The 17,462-nt window shown below is 63.4% G+C and carries 20 protein-coding genes; 5 read left to right on the top strand and 15 right to left on the bottom strand.

From position 1 onward, the window contains the following. Window positions 1-8 precede the first annotated feature (8 nt). Entirely contained in the window at window positions 9-638 is a 630-nt protein-coding gene (locus MQW23_RS15475; RefSeq protein ID WP_252109109.1) for a thiopurine S-methyltransferase, read from the top strand. A gap of 25 nt (window positions 639-663) precedes the next feature. Here the strand turns inward: MQW23_RS15475 and MQW23_RS15470 are convergent, their stop codons facing one another. Beyond that, window positions 664-1,257: a YajG family lipoprotein gene (locus MQW23_RS15470; protein ID WP_252109108.1), complete on the bottom strand. Its 594-nt coding sequence runs from the start codon at window positions 1,255-1,257 to the stop codon at window positions 664-666. A 93-nt stretch (window positions 1,258-1,350) separates the two neighbouring features. Between MQW23_RS15470 and MQW23_RS15465 the strand changes: the two genes are divergently transcribed. Continuing rightward, a complete protein-coding gene (locus MQW23_RS15465; protein ID WP_252109107.1) occupies window positions 1,351-1,965 on the top strand; it encodes an alpha-ketoglutarate-dependent dioxygenase AlkB family protein in 615 nt (204 codons plus the stop codon). 34 nt (window positions 1,966-1,999) lie between these two features. Here the strand turns inward: MQW23_RS15465 and MQW23_RS15460 are convergent, their stop codons facing one another. Genes MQW23_RS15460 through cysP form a run of 4 tightly spaced genes read right to left on the bottom strand, consistent with a single transcriptional unit; the run spans window position 2,000 to window position 5,804 of the window. Further along, the gene (locus tag MQW23_RS15460; protein ID WP_252109106.1) at window positions 2,000-3,085 is read right to left on the bottom strand and encodes a sulfate/molybdate ABC transporter ATP-binding protein; all 1,086 of its coding nucleotides are present in this window, start codon (window positions 3,083-3,085) and stop codon (window positions 2,000-2,002) included. Continuing rightward, on the bottom strand, window positions 3,082-3,909 hold the full coding sequence (gene cysW, locus MQW23_RS15455) for a sulfate ABC transporter permease subunit CysW (protein WP_252109105.1): 828 nt from the start codon (window positions 3,907-3,909) through the stop codon (window positions 3,082-3,084). Before cysW ends, MQW23_RS15460 begins: the two co-directional genes overlap by 4 nt. After that, window positions 3,909-4,763 (bottom strand): sulfate ABC transporter permease subunit CysT, encoded by an 855-nt coding sequence (cysT, locus tag MQW23_RS15450; protein ID WP_252109104.1) that lies wholly within the window; start codon window positions 4,761-4,763, stop codon window positions 3,909-3,911. Before cysT ends, cysW begins: the two co-directional genes overlap by 1 nt. A gap of 9 nt (window positions 4,764-4,772) precedes the next feature. Then, window positions 4,773-5,804 (bottom strand): thiosulfate ABC transporter substrate-binding protein CysP, encoded by a 1,032-nt coding sequence (cysP, locus tag MQW23_RS15445; RefSeq protein WP_252109103.1) that lies wholly within the window; start codon window positions 5,802-5,804, stop codon window positions 4,773-4,775. A gap of 305 nt (window positions 5,805-6,109) precedes the next feature. Here cysP and rpe point away from each other — a divergent pair, with 305 nt between their 5' ends. Then, window positions 6,110-6,805: a ribulose-phosphate 3-epimerase gene (gene rpe, locus MQW23_RS15440; protein WP_252109102.1), complete on the top strand. Its 696-nt coding sequence runs from the start codon at window positions 6,110-6,112 to the stop codon at window positions 6,803-6,805. A gap of 39 nt (window positions 6,806-6,844) precedes the next feature. Here the strand turns inward: rpe and MQW23_RS15435 are convergent, their stop codons facing one another. Next, window positions 6,845-8,143 carry an NAD(P)/FAD-dependent oxidoreductase gene (locus MQW23_RS15435; protein ID WP_252109101.1) on the bottom strand — a complete coding sequence of 433 codons (1,299 nt, stop codon included), beginning with the start codon at window positions 8,141-8,143 and terminating at the stop codon, window positions 6,845-6,847. 163 nt (window positions 8,144-8,306) lie between these two features. On the opposite strand from MQW23_RS15435, the gene MQW23_RS15430 reads away from it, so the two are divergent. After that, window positions 8,307-8,975 carry a phosphoglycolate phosphatase gene (locus MQW23_RS15430; protein WP_252109100.1) on the top strand — a complete coding sequence of 223 codons (669 nt, stop codon included), beginning with the start codon at window positions 8,307-8,309 and terminating at the stop codon, window positions 8,973-8,975. A gap of 12 nt (window positions 8,976-8,987) precedes the next feature. Here MQW23_RS15430 and MQW23_RS15425 read toward each other — a convergent pair whose 3' ends face one another. Next, the gene (locus tag MQW23_RS15425) at window positions 8,988-9,899 is read right to left on the bottom strand and encodes a metal ABC transporter solute-binding protein, Zn/Mn family (protein ID WP_252109099.1); all 912 of its coding nucleotides are present in this window, start codon (window positions 9,897-9,899) and stop codon (window positions 8,988-8,990) included. Between the two features lie 375 nt (window positions 9,900-10,274). On the opposite strand from MQW23_RS15425, the gene MQW23_RS15420 reads away from it, so the two are divergent. Next, window positions 10,275-11,489, top strand: coding sequence for a tyrosine-type recombinase/integrase (locus MQW23_RS15420; RefSeq protein ID WP_252109098.1), 1,215 nt, complete (start codon window positions 10,275-10,277; stop codon window positions 11,487-11,489). Here the strand turns inward: MQW23_RS15420 and MQW23_RS15415 are convergent. The 8 genes from MQW23_RS15415 to MQW23_RS15380 are packed head-to-tail and all read right to left on the bottom strand — an operon-like array spanning window position 11,440 to window position 17,461. Next, window positions 11,440-11,643, bottom strand: coding sequence for a helix-turn-helix transcriptional regulator (locus MQW23_RS15415; protein WP_252109097.1), 204 nt, complete (start codon window positions 11,641-11,643; stop codon window positions 11,440-11,442). The genes MQW23_RS15420 and MQW23_RS15415 overlap by 50 nt on opposite strands. 2 nt (window positions 11,644-11,645) lie before the next feature. After that, complete coding sequence (locus tag MQW23_RS15410; protein WP_252109096.1) at window positions 11,646-12,158, bottom strand: hypothetical protein; 513 nt, start codon at window positions 12,156-12,158, stop codon at window positions 11,646-11,648. Then, window positions 12,155-13,819, bottom strand: coding sequence for an SNF2-related protein (locus tag MQW23_RS15405; protein WP_252109095.1), 1,665 nt, complete (start codon window positions 13,817-13,819; stop codon window positions 12,155-12,157). The genes MQW23_RS15410 and MQW23_RS15405 overlap by 4 nt, the downstream gene beginning before the upstream one ends. Continuing rightward, entirely contained in the window at window positions 13,816-14,259 is a 444-nt protein-coding gene (locus MQW23_RS15400; RefSeq protein ID WP_252109094.1) for a hypothetical protein, read from the bottom strand. Before MQW23_RS15400 ends, MQW23_RS15405 begins: the two co-directional genes overlap by 4 nt. Next, window positions 14,256-15,878, bottom strand: a complete 1,623-nt coding sequence (locus MQW23_RS15395) for a DNA cytosine methyltransferase (protein ID WP_252109093.1) — start codon at window positions 15,876-15,878, stop codon at window positions 14,256-14,258. Before MQW23_RS15395 ends, MQW23_RS15400 begins: the two co-directional genes overlap by 4 nt. Then, on the bottom strand, window positions 15,875-16,189 hold the full coding sequence (locus MQW23_RS15390) for a hypothetical protein (RefSeq protein ID WP_252109092.1): 315 nt from the start codon (window positions 16,187-16,189) through the stop codon (window positions 15,875-15,877). The genes MQW23_RS15395 and MQW23_RS15390 overlap by 4 nt, the downstream gene beginning before the upstream one ends. Then, window positions 16,182-16,517, bottom strand: a complete 336-nt coding sequence (locus MQW23_RS15385; protein ID WP_252109091.1) for a DUF4406 domain-containing protein — start codon at window positions 16,515-16,517, stop codon at window positions 16,182-16,184. The genes MQW23_RS15390 and MQW23_RS15385 overlap by 8 nt, the downstream gene beginning before the upstream one ends. Continuing rightward, window positions 16,514-17,461 carry a recombination-associated protein RdgC gene (locus MQW23_RS15380; RefSeq protein WP_252109090.1) on the bottom strand — a complete coding sequence of 316 codons (948 nt, stop codon included), beginning with the start codon at window positions 17,459-17,461 and terminating at the stop codon, window positions 16,514-16,516. The genes MQW23_RS15385 and MQW23_RS15380 overlap by 4 nt, the downstream gene beginning before the upstream one ends. Window position 17,462: the final 1 nt, after the last annotated feature.

Here is a 17,462-nt window from a genome sequence, read left to right as displayed (position 1 = left end):
AGGTAGCGATGGAGAACGCGTGGCGCAAACGCTGGCAAGAAGGGCGCATTGGCTTTCATCAATCGACGACCCACCTGGCGCTTGTTCGACACTGGCCGGATTTGAACGTCGCCCAAAACGCCAGGGTACTGGTACCTCTGTGCGGTAAAAGCCTGGACATGCGCTGGCTTGCCGAGCGCGGCCATGCGGTACTCGGCATCGAACTCGCCCCGGAAGCGGTGACGCAGTTTTTAGCGCAGCGCCCGCTCGGGGTGTCGCGCTACCGCCAAGCGGGGTTCGAGATCGCCCGCCAGGCCAGTGTCGAGCTCTGGTGCGGCGATTTTTTCCATCTCACCCGCCGCCAAGCCTCGCAGCTTGACGCGTTTTACGACCGCGCCGCGCTGATCGCGCTGCCCCCAGCCACCAGGGCGCGCTACGCGTTTCATTTGGCGCAGCTTCTGCCGCCCGGAGCGGCGGGGCTCTTGATCAGCGTGACCCACGAAAACGGTGAAGGGGGCCCGCCCTACAGCGTGGCCGAAGAGGAAGTTCGACGGCTTTTGTCGCCCAACTTTGCGCTCACGCTGCTGGAGCAGAGTGACGGCGATGTGCGCGGCGTCAGCGAGCAGGTATGGGCGCTCAAGCGGCGCGGGCCAGCGTGACCCGCGCCTTCAGGTAGCAGCGCGGTTAGCGGGCCAGAAGCCTTGCAAGCTCCGGGTCGCTGAACGCGCGGTTCATGCCGTCGCTGAGCAAATCGTTGATCATGCGCGTGTTGGTCGCTTCACCGGGCTTGATGGCGTAGCCCTGGGTGCGCCGTGAGGTATAGGTGCCGGTGTAGGTGGTGCCGCGGTTTTGCGCGATGGCGCGAAAAACTGCCTCGATGCGCGCCTCGTCGACCAAGGGCTGTCCGCTGTCGCCCTGGCCGTAGTGCAGGCTTGCTAGCTCCAGGGTCAGGCTCGGGGCGTTTTGCACCGGGCTGCTGGTCGGGTTGAAGCCCATTTCGCGCACCGCGCGCTCGGCTTCCGCCTGAAGCCTTGGCACCAGTTCGTGGCTGTTGACCGTGATCTGGGCGGTGGACATGCTGCCGCCGGCGCGGGTGCCGATCACTTCGCTTTCACGGGCATCGACCGCCGCAACGCTAACCTGCTGCCCCGAGCCCGCCTTGGGCACCTCGGCGGTGCGCTCCGGACTTAGCTGAAGGTATTGAGGGCTGGCGCAGCCGGTAAGCCAGGCGCCTGCGACAAGCGCCGTGGTGAGCGTTAGAAAATGACGCCGAAGCATGGTGTTTCTCCGCAATGGTTAAAAAGGCCAGTATAGCCTGCGCTCGCGCGTCGGGTACATGCAAACCCAAGGCCACGTTTCTGGAGATTTTTCATGGAGCAAGAGGCGCTTTTCGACCCGCCGCCGCCGGCCAATCTGCTGCCCCGTGACGGCGAGGCGTTCTACCTTGGCCCGGTGCTCGATGAGTGCGAGGCGAGCGCGTATTTTACGCGCTGTCTTTTGGAGCTCGACTGGGCCAACGAGCGGGTGGTGATGTTCGGCCGTGACATCACCACCCGGCGCAAGGTCGCCTGGTACGCCGACGCGCCGGCCACCTACACCTATTCGGGCCAGACCAAACGGGCACAGGTTTGGCCGGCGCTGTTGCAGGGGCTGAAAGAGCGGGTAGAGAGGGCAAGTAGTGCGCGCTTTAATTCCTGCTTGTGCAACCTGTACCACAGCGGCGAGGAGGGCATGGGCTGGCACAGCGACGACGAGCGCGAGCTTGCCGAGCAAAGCGTTATCGCCTCGCTGACGCTCGGTGGCGAGCGGCGTTTTTCGTTCAAGCACAAGGCGAGCGGCGAGCGTATCTCTATATTGCTTGAGCACGGCAGCCTTCTGATCATGCAGGGCGCGACCCAGACCCACTGGTGGCACAGCCTGCCCAAAACCAAACGGTGTACCGATGCGCGGGTGAACCTGACCTTTCGCCAGCTGCGCGCTGGATAAACGCGAACGCGCCGCTCGTCAGCGGCGCGTTCGTTTAGTGGGGCTGGCTCGCCTTCACCACCTCGTCCTTGAAGCGGTGCCAGCGCCTTGGATGGGCGTAAAGGCGCTGTCCGCGATGAATCTTCAGACGCTCGAAATCCGAGTGGCGCACCGTGGCAAGCCAGGGCGCGCCGAGCCAGTCGGCTTCGAGCTCCACGCGCACCTCGGCGCCGACCAGCGAAAACGCGGTGATCGTCATCGGTAGGTGAACGCCGGGTTCGAACGTTTCCGCCAGGCGCACCTCGTGGGGGCGCAGCAGCAGCTCCTCGTCGCCGTCCGGTAGATCGACCTTGAGCTGGGCGTCGCCGCAGGTGAGTACGCCGTTTTTGACGCGGCCCTCCAGATGGTTGACGTCGCCGAGAAACTCGAAAACGAAGCGGTTTTTCGGCGCCCGATAGAGTGCCTCGGGCGTATCGACCTGCTCGATGCGGCCGTTACTCATTACCACCACGCGGTCGGAAAGCTCCAGCGCCTCCTCCTGGTCGTGGGTGACGAATACGCTGGTGAAGCCGAGCTCTTCATGCAGGCGGCGCAGCCACCGGCGAAGGTCCTGACGCACCTTGGCATCCAGCGCCCCGAAGGGCTCATCCAACAGCAGTACATCGGGCTGGACTGCCAGTGCCCGTGCCAGCGACACCCGCTGCTGCTGGCCGCCGGAGAGCTGGGCGGGTAGGCGGTTGGCGAAGTGCTCGAGCTTGACCATTTCCAGAAGCCGAAAGACCCGCGCGCGAATCTCGCCTTTGGACGGACGATCCTTGCGCGGCATCACGGTAAGGCCAAAGGCGACGTTGTCGAACACGCTCATGTGGCGAAACAGCGCGTAGTGCTGAAAGACGAAGCCAATGCGCCGGTCGCGCACGTGAACGTGGGTCACGTCGCGCTCGCCGAACAGGATTTTACCCGGAGTGGGCGAGCGGTCGGCGCTTTCGAGCCCCGCGATGATGCGCAAAAGCGTGGTCTTGCCGGAGCCTGACGGCCCCAGAAGACCCACCAGCTCGCCGTCGTGAATGTTCAAGTCGATCGGCTCGAGCGCCTGAGTGGCGCCGAAGTGCTTGGCGATATGGTGTAGCTCGATACTCATAAAATGGCCTCCCGGCGGGTGGCGCGCCGCTGAAGGGCGGCCTTGGTCGCCAGCGTCAAAAGCGCAATCAGCGCCAGCAGCGCCGCGCTCGAAAACGCCCCGACCGCGTTGTAATCCTGGTAAAGCTGTTCCAGATGCAGCGGCAGTGTGTTGGTCTGGCCGCGAATCGCCCCGGACACCACCGACACCGCGCCGAACTCACCTACTGCCCGGGCGTTGGTCAAAATGACGCCGTACAACAGCGCCCACTTGATGTTGGGCAGCGTGACGCGGCGAAAGACGGTCCAGCCCGAGGCGCCGAGGGTCACCGCCGCTTCCTCTTCGCGAGTGCCCTGAGCCTGCATCAGCGGAATCAGCTCGCGGGCCACGAAGGGGCAGGTGACGAAGATGGTGACCATCAAAATCCCCGGCCAGGCGAACATCAGCTGGATATCGTAGCCGTCCAGAAAGTTTCCGATCCAGCCGTTGCGCCCGTAGAGCAGCAGATAGACGAGCCCCGCCACCACCGGCGATACCGCAAAGGGAATGTCGATCAGCGTTTGCAGAATCCGCCGGCCGGGAAAGCGAAACCGGGTAACCAGCCAGGCAAGCGCGACGCCGAATACCAGGCACACCGGAATGGTCATCAGCGCGATCAGAAGCGTCAGCCCAATGGCGTGCAGGGTATAGACGTTGCTGACGTTTTCCCAGAACACCATCACGCCGCTGGAAAGCGCCTGGGCGAAAATGGCGACCAGCGGCAGCAGCAAAAAAAGCGCCGACAGCAGTACCGCGGCAAGGATCAACAGACCTCGTACGGCCGGGGCGTCTCCCACGCGACGCATCAGCTATTTCCTCCGTGCAGGCGGCGAACGAAGCGCCCCTGCCATACGTTGATCGCGAGCAAAAGCGCAAGCGAGGTGAACAGCACTACTGATGCGATCGCCGAGGCGCCGGCGTAGTCGTACTCCTGCAGGCGCACGAAGATCATCAGCGCGGTGATTTCGGTTTCATAAGGCATGTTCCCGGCGATGAAAATGATCGCCCCGAACTCGCCGAGCGAGCGCACGAAGGCGAGCCCGGTGCCGGTGACCAGCGCCGGCCACAGGTGCGGCATGATCACCCGGCGAAACGCGACGCCGTCGGTAGCGCCAAGCGACATCGCCGCCTCGTCGATCTCCGCGGGCAGATCCTCCAACACCGGCTGCACCGTGCGCACCACGAAGGGGATGCTGGTAAACGCCATCGCAAGCGCGATGCCCACCCAGGTGTAGGCCACCTGAAACCCAAGGGGCTCGAGCAGCCGACCCATCCAGCCGTTACTGGCGTAGAGCGTGGCCAGCGTAATGCCGGCAACCGCCGTGGGCAGCGCAAAGGGCAGATCCATCAGCGCGTCCAACAGCTGCTTGCCGGGAAACTCGTAGCGCACCAGCACCCAGGCCAACAGCAGCCCGAACGCCGCGTTGATCAGTGCCGCCACCGCCGCCGCGCCCAGGGTGACCGCGTAGCTTGCCACCACCCGGCCTTCCGTGACGATCGACCAGTACTCAGCGAGGCTCAACCCCGCCAACTGGCCAAACAGCCCGGTAATGGGCAAAAGCAGCACCAGCGAAATGAACAGCACGCTGATACCCATGGACAAACCAAAACCCGGCAGCACACGCGCGCTGCCGGATTGGCGAAAGCTCAAGGATTTCATGCCGAGCCGTTAGCGACGCTGAAGCTGGTCGAGCATGCCGCCGCTTTCAAAGTGGGTTTCCATGATCTCGTCCCAGCTGCCGAAGACGTCGTCTACGTTGAAGAGCTCGGTTTCCGGGAACTCGTCGGCGAACTCTTCTACCACGGCGTCGTTGTGAACGCGGTAGTTGAAGCCAGCCAGCGTGCGCTGGGCCTCTTCGGTATAGAGGTAGTCGAGATAGCCCTGGGCGAGGTCCTCGTTGCCGTTACGCTCGGCGTTTTCCGAGACCACCGCGACCGGGAACTCTGCCAGCACGCTCATCGGCGGCACGATGACTTCGTAGTCGTCGCTGCCGTACTCGCGGCGAATGTTGTTCACTTCAGACTCGAAGCTGATCAGCACGTCGCCAATGCCGCGCTCGATGAAGCTGGTGGTCGCGCCGCGACCGCCGGTGTCGAACACCGCGACGTTGGCAAGAAGCTGGCGCATGAACTCCTGAATCTGCTCTTCGTCGCCGTCGAACTCACGGTCGGCGAAGCCCCAAGCGGCGAGGTAGGTGTAGCGTGCGTTGCCCGAGGTTTTCGGGTTGGGGAACACCAGCTCGACGTCCTCCTGAACCAGGTCATCCCAGCTCTCGATGCCCTTGGGGTTGTCCTTACGCACCAGAAAGGCCGTGGTGGAGTAGTAGGGCGAGGCGTTGTTGTCGAACGCGTCCTGCCACTCTTCGTCGACCAGCCCGGCGTCGGCCAGCACGTCGACATCGGTCACCTGGTTGAAGGTCACGACGTCGGCGCGAAGGCCCTGCATGATGGCGCGCGCCTGGGCGGAGGAGCCACCGTGGGACTGGCTAACGCTGACTTCTTCATCGTGCTCCTCTTGCCACCACTCGACGAAATCCGGGTTGATCGCGGCGAACAGCTCGCGGGCGATATCGTAGGAGGAGTTCAGAAGCTCGCGCTCCTGGGCCATGGCGGTACCGGTCGCGCCAGCGGCGGCGGTACCGAGCGCAAGGGCCAGCGCGGTGCGGGTGAAGGGAGCAGAGAGAGCAAGCGGTAAGCGCATCGAATCTTTCCTTTTGTTTGCGGACAAGTAGGAGTGAGCGACAAGTCTGAGTGAGCGAGCTGCCGAGCGATCATGCAAGCACGGCGTCCATGAAGACCGGTTGAGTCGATCTGCCCATAGACGTTTTCACGATAAGACAAGGTTAGTCCTGTGTTTCGGGAATTACAATCCGGCTTTATATTCGATTGGGGAATAATGATCGTTCTCTCGCCGCTAAGCGGGCGGGCGTCCAGACGTCGGACTCTGATATCATGCGCGCTTTGTCAGCGCCTATGAGGCGCGCCCGCTTTGCCCTTGGAGCGTTTATGACCGCCGCGAAAGACTTTCTCATCGCCCCTTCGATTCTCTCTGCCAACTTCGCCCGTCTGGGGGAAGAGGTCGACAACGTGCTCGCCTCCGGCGCCGATATCGTTCACTTCGACGTCATGGACAACCACTACGTGCCGAATCTGACCATCGGGCCGATGGTGTGCAAGGCGCTGAGAGACCACGGCGTGACCGCACCCATCGACGTACACCTGATGGTCAAGCCGGTGGATCGCATGATCGGTGATTTCATCGAGGCTGGCGCCAGCTACATCACGTTTCACCCGGAAGCCTCCGAGCACATCGACCGCTCGCTTCAGCTGATTCGCGACGCCGGCTGTAAGGCGGGGCTGGTGTTCAACCCGGCCACGCCTTTGTCATACCTGGATTACGTGATGGACAAGATCGACATGGTGCTGCTGATGAGCGTCAACCCGGGCTTCGGCGGGCAGTCCTTCATTCCGGCGACGCTGGACAAGCTCAAGGAGGCTCGCGCGCGCATCGACGCCGCGCCGCACCCGATTCGCCTGGAGGTCGACGGCGGCGTCAAGGTGGACAACATTCAGGCCATCAAGGAGGCCGGCGCGGATACGTTCGTGGCCGGCTCCGCGATCTTCAATGCGCACAGCAAAAGCGACCCCAACGGCTACGACAGCGTCATCGGCTCGCTGCGCCAGGCGCTGGCAGGCCGCTAATCTGGCCGGCCGCTCATTTTACGGGCAATTGAGTAGCGCTTAGTGCAGCTTCATGCGTGGCTTCAAGTAGCGGTTTAGCTTATCCACCACCCAAGTCAGCCCGGTTTTCGGCACGCCGTGAATTGAGACCTGATGCATGCGGTAGAGCGAGGCGTAGGCGTTGCGCGCCATCCAGCCTTCCAGGAATAGCCCGCGGGAGGCGCCGCCGCGCATCAGGTTGCCGACCGCGTCGTAGCGGGCAAGCGACACCAGCGAGCCGTTATCCTTGTACTTGAAGGGCTTGAGCTCCTTGCCTTCGAGCACCCGGCCAATGTTTTCCGCCAGCACACCCGCCTGCTGGCGCACGGCCTGGGCGCGGGGCGGCACCGTCGAGTCGTCGCCCTGAGGGCAACTGGCGCAGTCGCCCATGGCAAAAATGCTCGGATCGTCGACGCTTTGCATGGTTTGCTCGACGCACACCTGGTTTCTCTTGTTCACCGTCAGCCCCAGCTCGGCGAGAAAGTCCGGTGCCTTGATGCCCGCGGCCCAGACGTTCAGGTCGGTTTCGATCGTCTCGCCGTCGCCGGTGACCAGCTCGTACTCCCGCGCCTCCTGAATGGCGGTTTCCAGATGGATGTTCACGCCCAAGCTTTCGAGCTCCTTGTGAACGGTTTGGCTGACGCGCTCGGACAGGGCGGGCAGAATGCGTGGCGCCGCCTCGATCAGGTGAACGCTGATCTGGTTGTCGTCGACATTGGTAACCCCGTAGGCGTTGAGCAGGCGGGTAACGTCCAAAAGCTCCGCGGCGAGCTCCACGCCAGTGGCGCCGCCGCCGACGATCCCCACGCTCAGCGTGGTGTGGGTGCGAAGCGTCGGGTCGGTGTAGCGCAGGAAGGTGTTGATCATGTCGCGCTGAAAGAGCTTCGCTTGATGGGGCGAGTCGATGAAGTGGCAGTGCTCGGCCACGCCTTGAGTACCGAAGTCGTTCGAGACGCTGCCAAGCGAGAGCACCAGGTAGTCATAGGTGAGGGTGCGCTCCGGCAGTACCTCGACGCCGTCTTCATCGAGAATGGGGGCCAGACTCAGCGTTTTGTTTTCCCGGTCGAGCCCGCACAGCGAGCCGCGCTGGTAGCGGTAGCCGTGGGCGCTGGAGTGGCCGCGAAAGTCGACCTCGTCCATGGCGGAGTTCAACACGCCGGTGGCCAGCTCATGCAGCAGCGGCTTCCAGACGTGGGTGGCGCTGCGGTCCAGAAGAACGATTTCGGCGCGCTGCTTCTTGCCGAGCGTGCGCCCCAAACGCGTGGCGAGCGCAAGGCCTCCCGCGCCGCCGCCGACGATGACGATCCTTGGATGAGTCACTGGCTTCTCCTTGGCAAATTTGGCTTTAGCATAGTGCTTTCTACTGATTCTGACGAATGGCGGCGCGCGGCTTTACCCTGTTTTTGCCTGACGTGGGCCGTGCTTTTTGGCACTCTAGGCTTGCCGCTTTTCGACAGCGCCTTATAAACACCAAAGGATTTTCATGCACGCGATTTTAGACAACAAGCGGCTCATCGCTTTCGACCTGGACGGCACCCTGATCGACTCCGTACCTGATTTGGCCGTGGGCGTACAAAAAGCGCTCGACGAGGCCGGTGTTAGCGGCCCGGACGAGGCCAACGTGCGTAGCTGGGTAGGCAACGGCGCCCGGTCGCTGGTCGAGCGCGCCCTGACCTGGGCGCTCGGTGAAACGCCCAACAATGCGCTTTCGACCCAGGCGTATGAGGCGTTCATGCGCCATTACGGCGCCGCGCCGTTTGTCCATACCCGAGTGTACGACGGCGCTTCAGAGGCGCTGGCCGCCCTCGACGCCGCCGGCTTCGAGCTTGCGCTGATCACCAACAAGCCCGAACGCTTCATTGCGCCGATTCTCGAGCATTTTGGGCTTTATGAGCGCTTCGCGCTCTGTATCGGTGGTGACACCCTGACCGAGAAAAAGCCGAGCGCGGTGCCGCTTCTGCACGTTGCGAAAACCCTCAACGCCGCGCCGCAGGCGTGCGTGATGGTGGGGGACTCCAAACACGATATCGAGGCGGGCAGGGCGGCCGGGTTCGCCACCGTCGCGCTGCCTTACGGCTACAACCATGGGGAGCCGATCGAGGCGAGCCGGCCGGATCTTTGCGTGGCGAGTCTCACCGCGCTGATCGATTGAAAACGCCCCGTCTCAGGGCCGGGCGCCGCCGAGCGCGCTGTGCAAAAGCTCGGCGTTATAGTTGAGCATGCCCGGGTAGTTATAGGCGGGGCTGTCGGTGTCCCCCAGGCTATCGACGTGGAGCGGGCCCGCCAGCGCAATATTGCTCTCCCGCGAAAGCGCGTCCATGTGAATCCAGGGCGTGGTGCTCTCATAAAAAAGCGCCGGCGGGCGGGTGTCGGACAGCCGTTCGCTCATCACCGCCATATCGAAGGCGCTGCCCAGGCGCTCGCTATTGCTGCCCCAGATGGCGGCGTAATCGAAATCGAAAGCGCGGGCAAAATAGGCCATGCCGGCTTCGCTGGTGTACAGCACGCGGTTGGTCTGGGGAATGCCTTCCAGGCGCTCCTTGAGACGCGCGCTCAAAAGCGCCAGCGATTCGCGGGTGCGCGCGGCGCGCTCCTCGAACACGGCGCGCTTTTCCGGATACTGTTCGCCCAGGGTGCGCGCAATGACATCGACGTAAGCGCTGGCGCCGGCTGGGTCCATCCACAGGTGCGGGTCGATGCTGCCACTGAGACGGCCCACCGTCACCGGCAGCGTTTCGAACTGCGCCCGCTCGGCGACAGGCTTCAGGCGCAGGCGCTGGTCCGCCATCGCCTCGACGTGCCTAAGCCAGGGCTCGAGCCCGTAGCCGTTGTAGAAGACGATATCCGCCTCTTCGATCGCCAGCACGTTGGGCGGGGTAAGCTCCCAGCGGTGCACGTCCTGCCCGCGTGGCACGATGGTCTCGACGCTGATGTCGTCGCCAGCGATCCGGCGCACCAGATCACCGATCACCGAAAACGAGGCCATCACTTTATACGAGGGCGCGGCCTGAACGGGGAGGGCCAAGGCCATCAAACCGGCGACCAGTAGGCTCCCAAGGGTGGCGCGGTGCTTCATTCCAGATGTCCCTCGCTAAAAAAACGCCAGATCATAATGATTGCACGAACGTCTTGCCAGTATTCGCGCGGCGCCGATATCGCTTGGCCACTGCAACGCGCCGCCCGGTTAGGGTATCATCGTTTTTAGCCGATTGATCAGTATGATGGGGTAAGCGTGGCGATAGCGGACAAGACACCGCGTGTGGCGATGATCGATAATCGCGATTACCCTCCATACCACTGTATATAACTCCACGTGTCCGCATGACACCTGTCCCGCATCCCGCCAGTTCTGCATATCTCTCCATATCGCTCCACCGAAATTAGGCCTAGACCCGGGTAACGAGCTGGGTAACACTATGGGTAAACCCGTTTTGTCTCGAGCGTTACCCAGATGCCGATCTCTGACACCAAGGCCCGCAAGGCCTCGCCTGCCGAAAAACCGTATCGAATTCCTGACGCCGACGGCCTCTATCTGGACGTGCGGCCGAGCGGGAAAAAATACTGGCGGGTGCGCTATTTTCTGCACGGCAAGGAGAACCTGTATACACCCGGGCAGTATCCGCAGGTGACGCTAAAAGAGGCCCGCAAGCAGCGCGACGACGTGAAGCACAACGCCGCCCAGGGCATTGATCCCAAGGCGCTGCAGCGGGCAGAGCGGGAAAAGGCCAAGCGGAGCGCCGTGGACACGTTCGACGTGATCGCGCGGGAGTGGTGGGAAAAGCAAAGCCCGCGCTGGTCCGAATACTACGCTCGACAGGTCATGAAGGGGATCGAACGAGAAATGGCCCCGGCGTTTGGGTCGAGGAACATTCGCGAAGTGACGCCGGCGGACGTATTGATGCTGGTACAGAAGATCGAAGCCCGCGGCGCGCCGACGGTGGCGATGCTCGTGCGACAGTGGATCGGTCAGATTTACCGCTATGCGGCCAGCACGCTAAGGGCTGACCATGACCCGGCGGCGCCCATTGAGGGGGCGATACAGCGGCCGCAAGTGCAGCACAGTAAATCGCTCAAAAGCGAAGAGCTGGCCGAGCTGGCCAGTTCGATCGACAGTAAAGCGGGCTGGCGCATCAACTGCCTGGCCATGCAGGTGCTGATGCGCACGATGCTACGGACCGGCGAGCTCCGGCAGGGGCGGTGGGAAGAGGTCGACTTCATGCGCGCGGAGTGGCGCATACCCGCTGCACGGATGAAGATGCGCCGGCCGCACGTCGTGCCGCTCTCGACTCAAACGGTGGCATACCTCCAGGAACTCCACGGCTACACCGGGCACCTGCCGTTGATGTTCCCATCGTATCGACACCCGGGCATGCCGATCAGTGGCACGACGATCAACAAGGCGCTCGAGCGGATGGGGTGGCAGGGCAGGTTCAGTGGTCACGGCTTCCGCTCTACGGCGTCGACGCTACTGAACGAGCACGGCTGGCGTGGAGATCTCATCGAGAAGCAGCTGGCGCACGTGCCGGGTGACAAGGTGCGAGCTGCGTATAACCACGCCGACTATTTGAAAGAGCGGCGCGAAATGCTCCAGTGGTATAGCGACTATATCGACGCGATCATGCAAGGTGCAGCCGCGCCGCCGGTGCCTGCTCGAATGCTCGCATGATCCAGGCGTCGACCTCGGTGTCGAGCCATCGCACGCCGCCGGTCGACAGTTTGCGCCCCGCCGGGAATTCTCCCTCGCGAATCAGTGAGTACAGTTTGCTTTCGCTGTAGCCGACCTTTTGAGAAACGGCTTTCATCGGTAGTAGCTGTGCCATGATCAATCTCCCGTATATCGTTGGCCACCATGGCCATGCCCAGGCTTGCCGCGCCATTCCTGTTCCTGTTGTGCGATACCGTCGTCGATGCGCTTCTGGCGCTCACGCTCTGCCCATTCGCGTACGCCCGGATAGTCGGCGATCGCCCTCAGCTGCTCGAGCTCGGCGCGCTGGCGCCGGATGATGTCGGCGGCTATGTCAGACAAACTCCAAAGGTCACTGGCAGGCTCGCCGGTGGCCGTCACTTTTCCGAGCCCATAGCAGTGGCCGCAGGGCTTGTACTTGTTGCCCTTGATCGGGTCGGTGCCGGTGCCCATGCACAGCGGACAGTCGTCTTTCTCGAGTAGGCGCCACTGTTCGAGCCAGTCGCTCTGAGTGGTCGCCGACTGAATCCCTTTATCGAGATCCTCGTAGATCACCAGCCAGTGCCCCTCGAGCGCGCCGGCGCCCTGGTGCTGTGCGAGCTCGGCGTATTTGCCGGCGAGCGTGCGGTGAGTGTGGGTGGGCTGGGTCATGCCACCTCCTGTTTGCTATTGCGACTGGCAAGAAACCGCTCGGCCAGTGCCTGGATGCGGGTCTTATCAGAATGCCGGTTTGCGAGCTGGCGCCCGGGGTCAACGATCGCGCTGGATTGCGACGCCTTCACGCCCAACACCTCGACCATCGGCGGGTCTGAGCCCTCGTCGGTGTTCAGGTAGATCGCCGTTACCTGCTCTTGCTGGCCTTCACGATCCAGGCGCCCGATGATTTGCTCGTGCACCTTGGGCGACCAGTCGAGCTCGCCAAAGATGACGGTCGAGCAACGGTGCTGCAGGCCGTCGAGGCCGGCGCCGCTGCGTAGTGACATGATGAACAGGTTGGTCTCGCCTTCGACCAGCCTTCGCACGGATTCCCGCTTCTGCTTGTCGGTCTCGCTGCCGGTGTACATTGCTGGGGCGTACTCGGCGAGATCGTCCAGCCATATGTCGTACACGTCTCGGTGCCAGCCCATTAGCAGTACGGGCATGTCGGCCTCGAGCAGGATGCGGGCGTAGCGCGCCACGTTCTTGGCCTTGGCCACACCGGTGGCGTGCCGTACCAGCAAGTCGAGCTCGCGCCCGGCGCGCCCGCGCTCCATGAATGTGCCGGTGGTAGTCTTGAGGGCGAGCTGGCGCGCGAGGTCATCGATAGAGGCCAGTGCCTCGTCGTCACTGTCGATGTGCTCGACGATGGTGTTTATCGGCGGCATTTGCTGGCCTACGTCTCGCTTGGTACGGCGAAGCATGATGTTCTGGTCGCGCAGGTAAGAGCCCAGCGCTTCGGGGTCGTTGACCTGCCGGTGATCCTTGAGCCACTCGCGCTGGAAGTCACCCCAGTTGCCCAGCACCATATCGTCGAGAAACTGCATCACGTTCCAGATCTCGGCGCCGTAGTTGTAGATCGGCGTGGCCGACAGGCCGAGCTTGAATTGCGCCGCATCGGCGAGCTTCTTGGCGGCTTCGCCCTTGCCACTTTCTGTGCCACGGCGCAGCTCCTGAATTTCGTCGAACGCGACCGCTTTGAAAAAGCCATCGTCGAACGTGTCTATCCAGCCCAGCAGTTGGCTGTAGCGGAACAGGTAGACGTCCGCTGGCGGCAGGTCGTAGGGCTTGGTGCCCTTGATCTTATGCGTCGTCAGCGTAGTGAACGCCTCGATCTTTTCGCGCCACTGGTCTTGCAGGTGGGTTTGCATGACCACGGCCGCGGGTAGCGTGGCTGAGTCCAGCAACATCGCGGCGGTGGTGTAGGTTTTGCCCAGACCGACGTCATCGCCCAACAGTAGCGAGCCCCGCGAAAGGCACAGGTCGACCGCCTGCCCCTGATAGGGCCGCAACACTTGGCCCTCGCGTAGCCCGCTGCGCTCACCGGGCCGGTAGTCTGGTCGCAGGATGGCTTCCATATCGGCCTGGTTCTGCTCGAACTGATCGCGCCCACCCTCGAGCGAAAGCTGGTCGTCGAGCGTCATGGCCATCGGGTAGCGCTGCAGGAACCAGGCGAGATCCGCGCAGTGTGGTTTGTCGTCCGGAAACAGGAACGTGTCGGTCTGCGCTTTCGGTACGCGGGGAAACAGCTGCTTGAGACGGATGGCCACGTGTGGCGGAATGCCTGTTAGGTGCCAGGCACCGTTGCGTAGGGTCAGGGAGCCGTAGGTTTTCATAGCCACCCCGCGCCCATTGATGCCACCCGCGCCGGCTTGCCGCTGATCTCGCTGGGCAGCTGCATGGCGGTACCGGTTAGCAATACGACGGCGTCCACCTGGTTGTGCTGGGCGTAGCGTTCGAGCTGTCGATAGATGCGCTTGCGTTGGGCGCGCGTTTTGAGCTCGATCACGATGACGGTCTCGTTCACACGGACTACAAAATCCGGAATATCGCGATCGCTTAACCGCCACTCGCGTTGGAATATCCAGCCGGTTTCGGCGAGGGCCTGTTCGAGGTCGGCCTGCGCCTGTTTCTCGGTGGCACTGTTGAGGCGAACGCCGGCGAGAAAGTCGAGCAGGGCGCCCAAGTCGGGCGCAATGGCTTCGTTTTTGAGCGTCATTATCTCGGCGCGGCTGCGCTCGCTCGAGACGCTGGTTTTTTCTGCGTAGCGGGTCATGCGGCCACCTCCCCAAGCGGCATAAACCGCCGTTCGTGTGTGAAATTCGCTTCGACGATGGCGCGGGCCAGCGGCGGGCAAACGCTGTTGCCGATCAATCGAACCTGTTTGCTCTTCGCCAGCGGCTGACCGTCGATCTCGGCGAAGCGGTAGGTGTCCGGAAAGCCTTGAGCGGCAGCGAGCTCGTGGGGCTGGAGCATGCGCATGCCGATGTCGACGATGATGTACTGCTCCCCGTCGATCATGACCATGGGCAACTGGTGGCCACCGGCATACGGTGCTAGAAAAGCGGCGGTCAGGTAGGCGTGCGTGGTGCTGGCGCAGATGGTGTTGAGCGGCTGGCGCGCATCGATCGCGCTGCGCTGGCTGCCCTTCATGTTGATCATAAAGGCGCTCACCACGGCGTTGTGGTCGGTGGTCGTGACCGTCGGCAGGGGCTGGCGCAGATCGACGCCGACCACGCCGGTGTAGTGCTTGGCCAGAAACGCCGCCACCAGCGCATGCTTGGAGCCACCAGCCACGACCGTGCCCAGCGGCTTTTGCAGGTCGAGGCAGCGGGGCGCTTGACCGTCGCGCTCGCCGTAGCCGGTTTGAACGAGGGTAGGGGCGACGATGGCATACCCGGGGGCCGTGGTGATCGTCTGTAGCGGCTGTTCGAGCGACTGCCCTCGGAAGGGTGTGTAGTTCGCCGCAGTGTGGTTGAGCTTGACCAAATAGGGCGTCACGATGCCGTGCGCATCATGCGCCGCGGTGATCGTCTTCATCGGCTCCTGCATGCCTTGGCCGCGAAAGCCAGCGCCGCCGTGGTTGCAGGTCACGATGAACGGCTGCTGGTGCTCGAGCACGTAGCGCTGAACGCCCTTCCGGATCCTGTTGAGCGTTGCCTCGGCCAGCGGCTTCTTGCGCCCGAAAATTGAGGGGCAGGGCAGCGACCAGTCGATGCACTCCGCCGCGGTGCGCCAGGGCTTGAGCTTGCGGCGCTGGACGGCCGGTACGCGCGGGTCGGCGTGCGTGGGCTTCGGCCATACGATCGGCAGGCCGTCGCGCCGGGCAATCAGGAACAGGCGCCGGCGGATGGTGGGCGTGCCGTAGTCGCAGGCGCGCAGGGTCTGCCAATCGACCTGGTAGCCGTGACGTTTCAGGCAGCTGACAAAGCCTCGGAAGGTCTGGCCTTTACGTGCCGGATCCGGACGCACTTTCCCATCGGCACCTTTGATCAACGGGCCCCAATCCAGAAACTCCTCGACGTTCTCCAGGATGATCACGCGCGGCTTGACCTTCGCGGCCCAGCGCGCGGCGACCCAGGCCAGCCCACGCACGGCTTTCGACACCGGGCGACCGCCTTTCGCTTTCGAGTGGTGCCGGCAGTCCGGCGAGAACCACGCCAGCCCGACCGGGCGACCGTTCACGGCCTGCTCGGGGTCGATGTCCCACACGTCGGCAACGGCGTGCCCGCTGCCCGGGTGGTTCGCGGTGTGCACGGCGATGGCTGTGGCGTCGTGATTGATAGCGAGGTCGACCGGCCGGCCCAGCGCCTGCTCGATGCCTTCGCTGGCGCCACCGCCCCCGGCGAAGTTATCCACTACCAGCTCGGGTCCGAAAAGGTTCAGGTTGCTCATTGAAAGCTCTCCCCACGGCTCACGACATCACCCAGCCGCTTCAACGGGCACGCCAGCCCCCTGGTATTTACCCAAAACGCTCGATCAATGCGCGCTTCACGCGCGCTGAGCTGCTGGCGCTGTTGCTCGGCTTCGAGGCGGCGGTCATAGCGCTCGATCAGCGCCGCGCCTTGCTTGCCATCGTGATACCGCTTGTTCACCAGGCTGGTGCTGAGGCCATGGCGTTTGGCCAGTGCACTCAGCGAGGTTTTCTCGCCGTTCGTGGGGTCGATGACGTAGATCGCGTGTTTGCGGAATGCAGGTTTAGGCATGGCAACCGGCCTCCTGGGTGAGTGTTGCCAGTAAGGAGTCGAACTGGACTACCTCGATGCCGACGCGGTGCGCGACGTGCAGCTCAAGCTGCGCGCCCTTTGAGCTTTCCCAGCCCGGGAGCAGGGCGACGGTGTCGCACTTCAGCATGTCGATTAGATCCAGGCGCAGGTACTCTTCCCAGCTCAAGAGCTCGCCAGCATCTTCGTTTTCTGCTGGATTGGAGACCTGGTGACCCAGCGTGCGGAGTGTTTTGGCGGCGCGGTTGAAGCTCTCGAAGTTGAGGCCGGGCAGGCCGGTCATGGGGCCGCTGATGTAGATTCTCTTCACTGGCTGACCCCCGCTTTACTGTTCTCCCGCACGGCCTCGCCCCCCATCCATTCGAGGATTCGCTCGATGCTGGCGCGCAAACACCCGGCCATCAGCACGAAGTCGGTTTCCAGCCGTACCAGGGCGTCGTCGCCGTCATCGGCGTGGTCGGCCTCTTCGATCAGCGCGTCGCCGAAGCGCAGCGACTTGATGGCCAGATCGTCGTGCAGTACGAACGAGAGCTGACCCTCGATGCCCAGGGCGAGCTGGCTGGCCTGTCGGCCACTTTCCAGTAGCTGCTGGATCTCGTCACTGTCGAGGTCGAGCTGGCGCGCACGCACCACGCCGTCGTCGCCCTTGGCCTTGAGCACGACCTGGTCACCGAGCTGCATGTCGGCGGGGCGGGTCGCGGGGTTGCCGAGCCAGCCGGTCATGGCGCGCACCGGTAGCGTTTGCGTCGCCAGCGGCGTCACTTTCAGCGAGCCGAGCGTCTCGCGCAGCAGGTCGAGCACTTCCTCGGCGCGGGTGCGGCTGGACGTGTTGACGCCGATCAGCTGGCGCTCGGTGTCCCACCAGAGGTCAATCTTCTGGCTACGCACGAACGCGCGGGGCAAGAGTTCCTCGGTGATCTGTTCCTTGAGCGCGGTCTTTTCCTTGCGAGTGACCTTGCACGCCTCGGCGGCCTCGATGTCGGCGACGCGCTCGGTGAGCTCTTCGGCGATGACGCTGGTGGGGAGCAGGCGCTCTTGCCGTAGTGCGCTCAGCAGGCGGTGGCCGTCGTTCGCCACGGCGTGCAGCAGCTGGCTGCTACCGAGTCGGCCAGCGGGGGCGGTCCAGCCGAGACGCCGGGCGTCGGCGCTGCCCAGCGGCTTGATGGCGTGCTCTTCCAATAACTCGCTCATTTGAGCGGGGCTGAGCAATTCAGTGCCATGCAGGCGGTAAAGGTGAAGGTGTTTGAACCACATG

This window comes from Halomonas sp. S3-1-1 (assembly GCF_023757625.1).
Taxonomy (GTDB): domain Bacteria; phylum Pseudomonadota; class Gammaproteobacteria; order Pseudomonadales; family Halomonadaceae; genus Vreelandella.
Note: the sequence above shows the minus strand (reverse complement) of the source record. Positions and strands in the feature narration are given on the sequence as shown.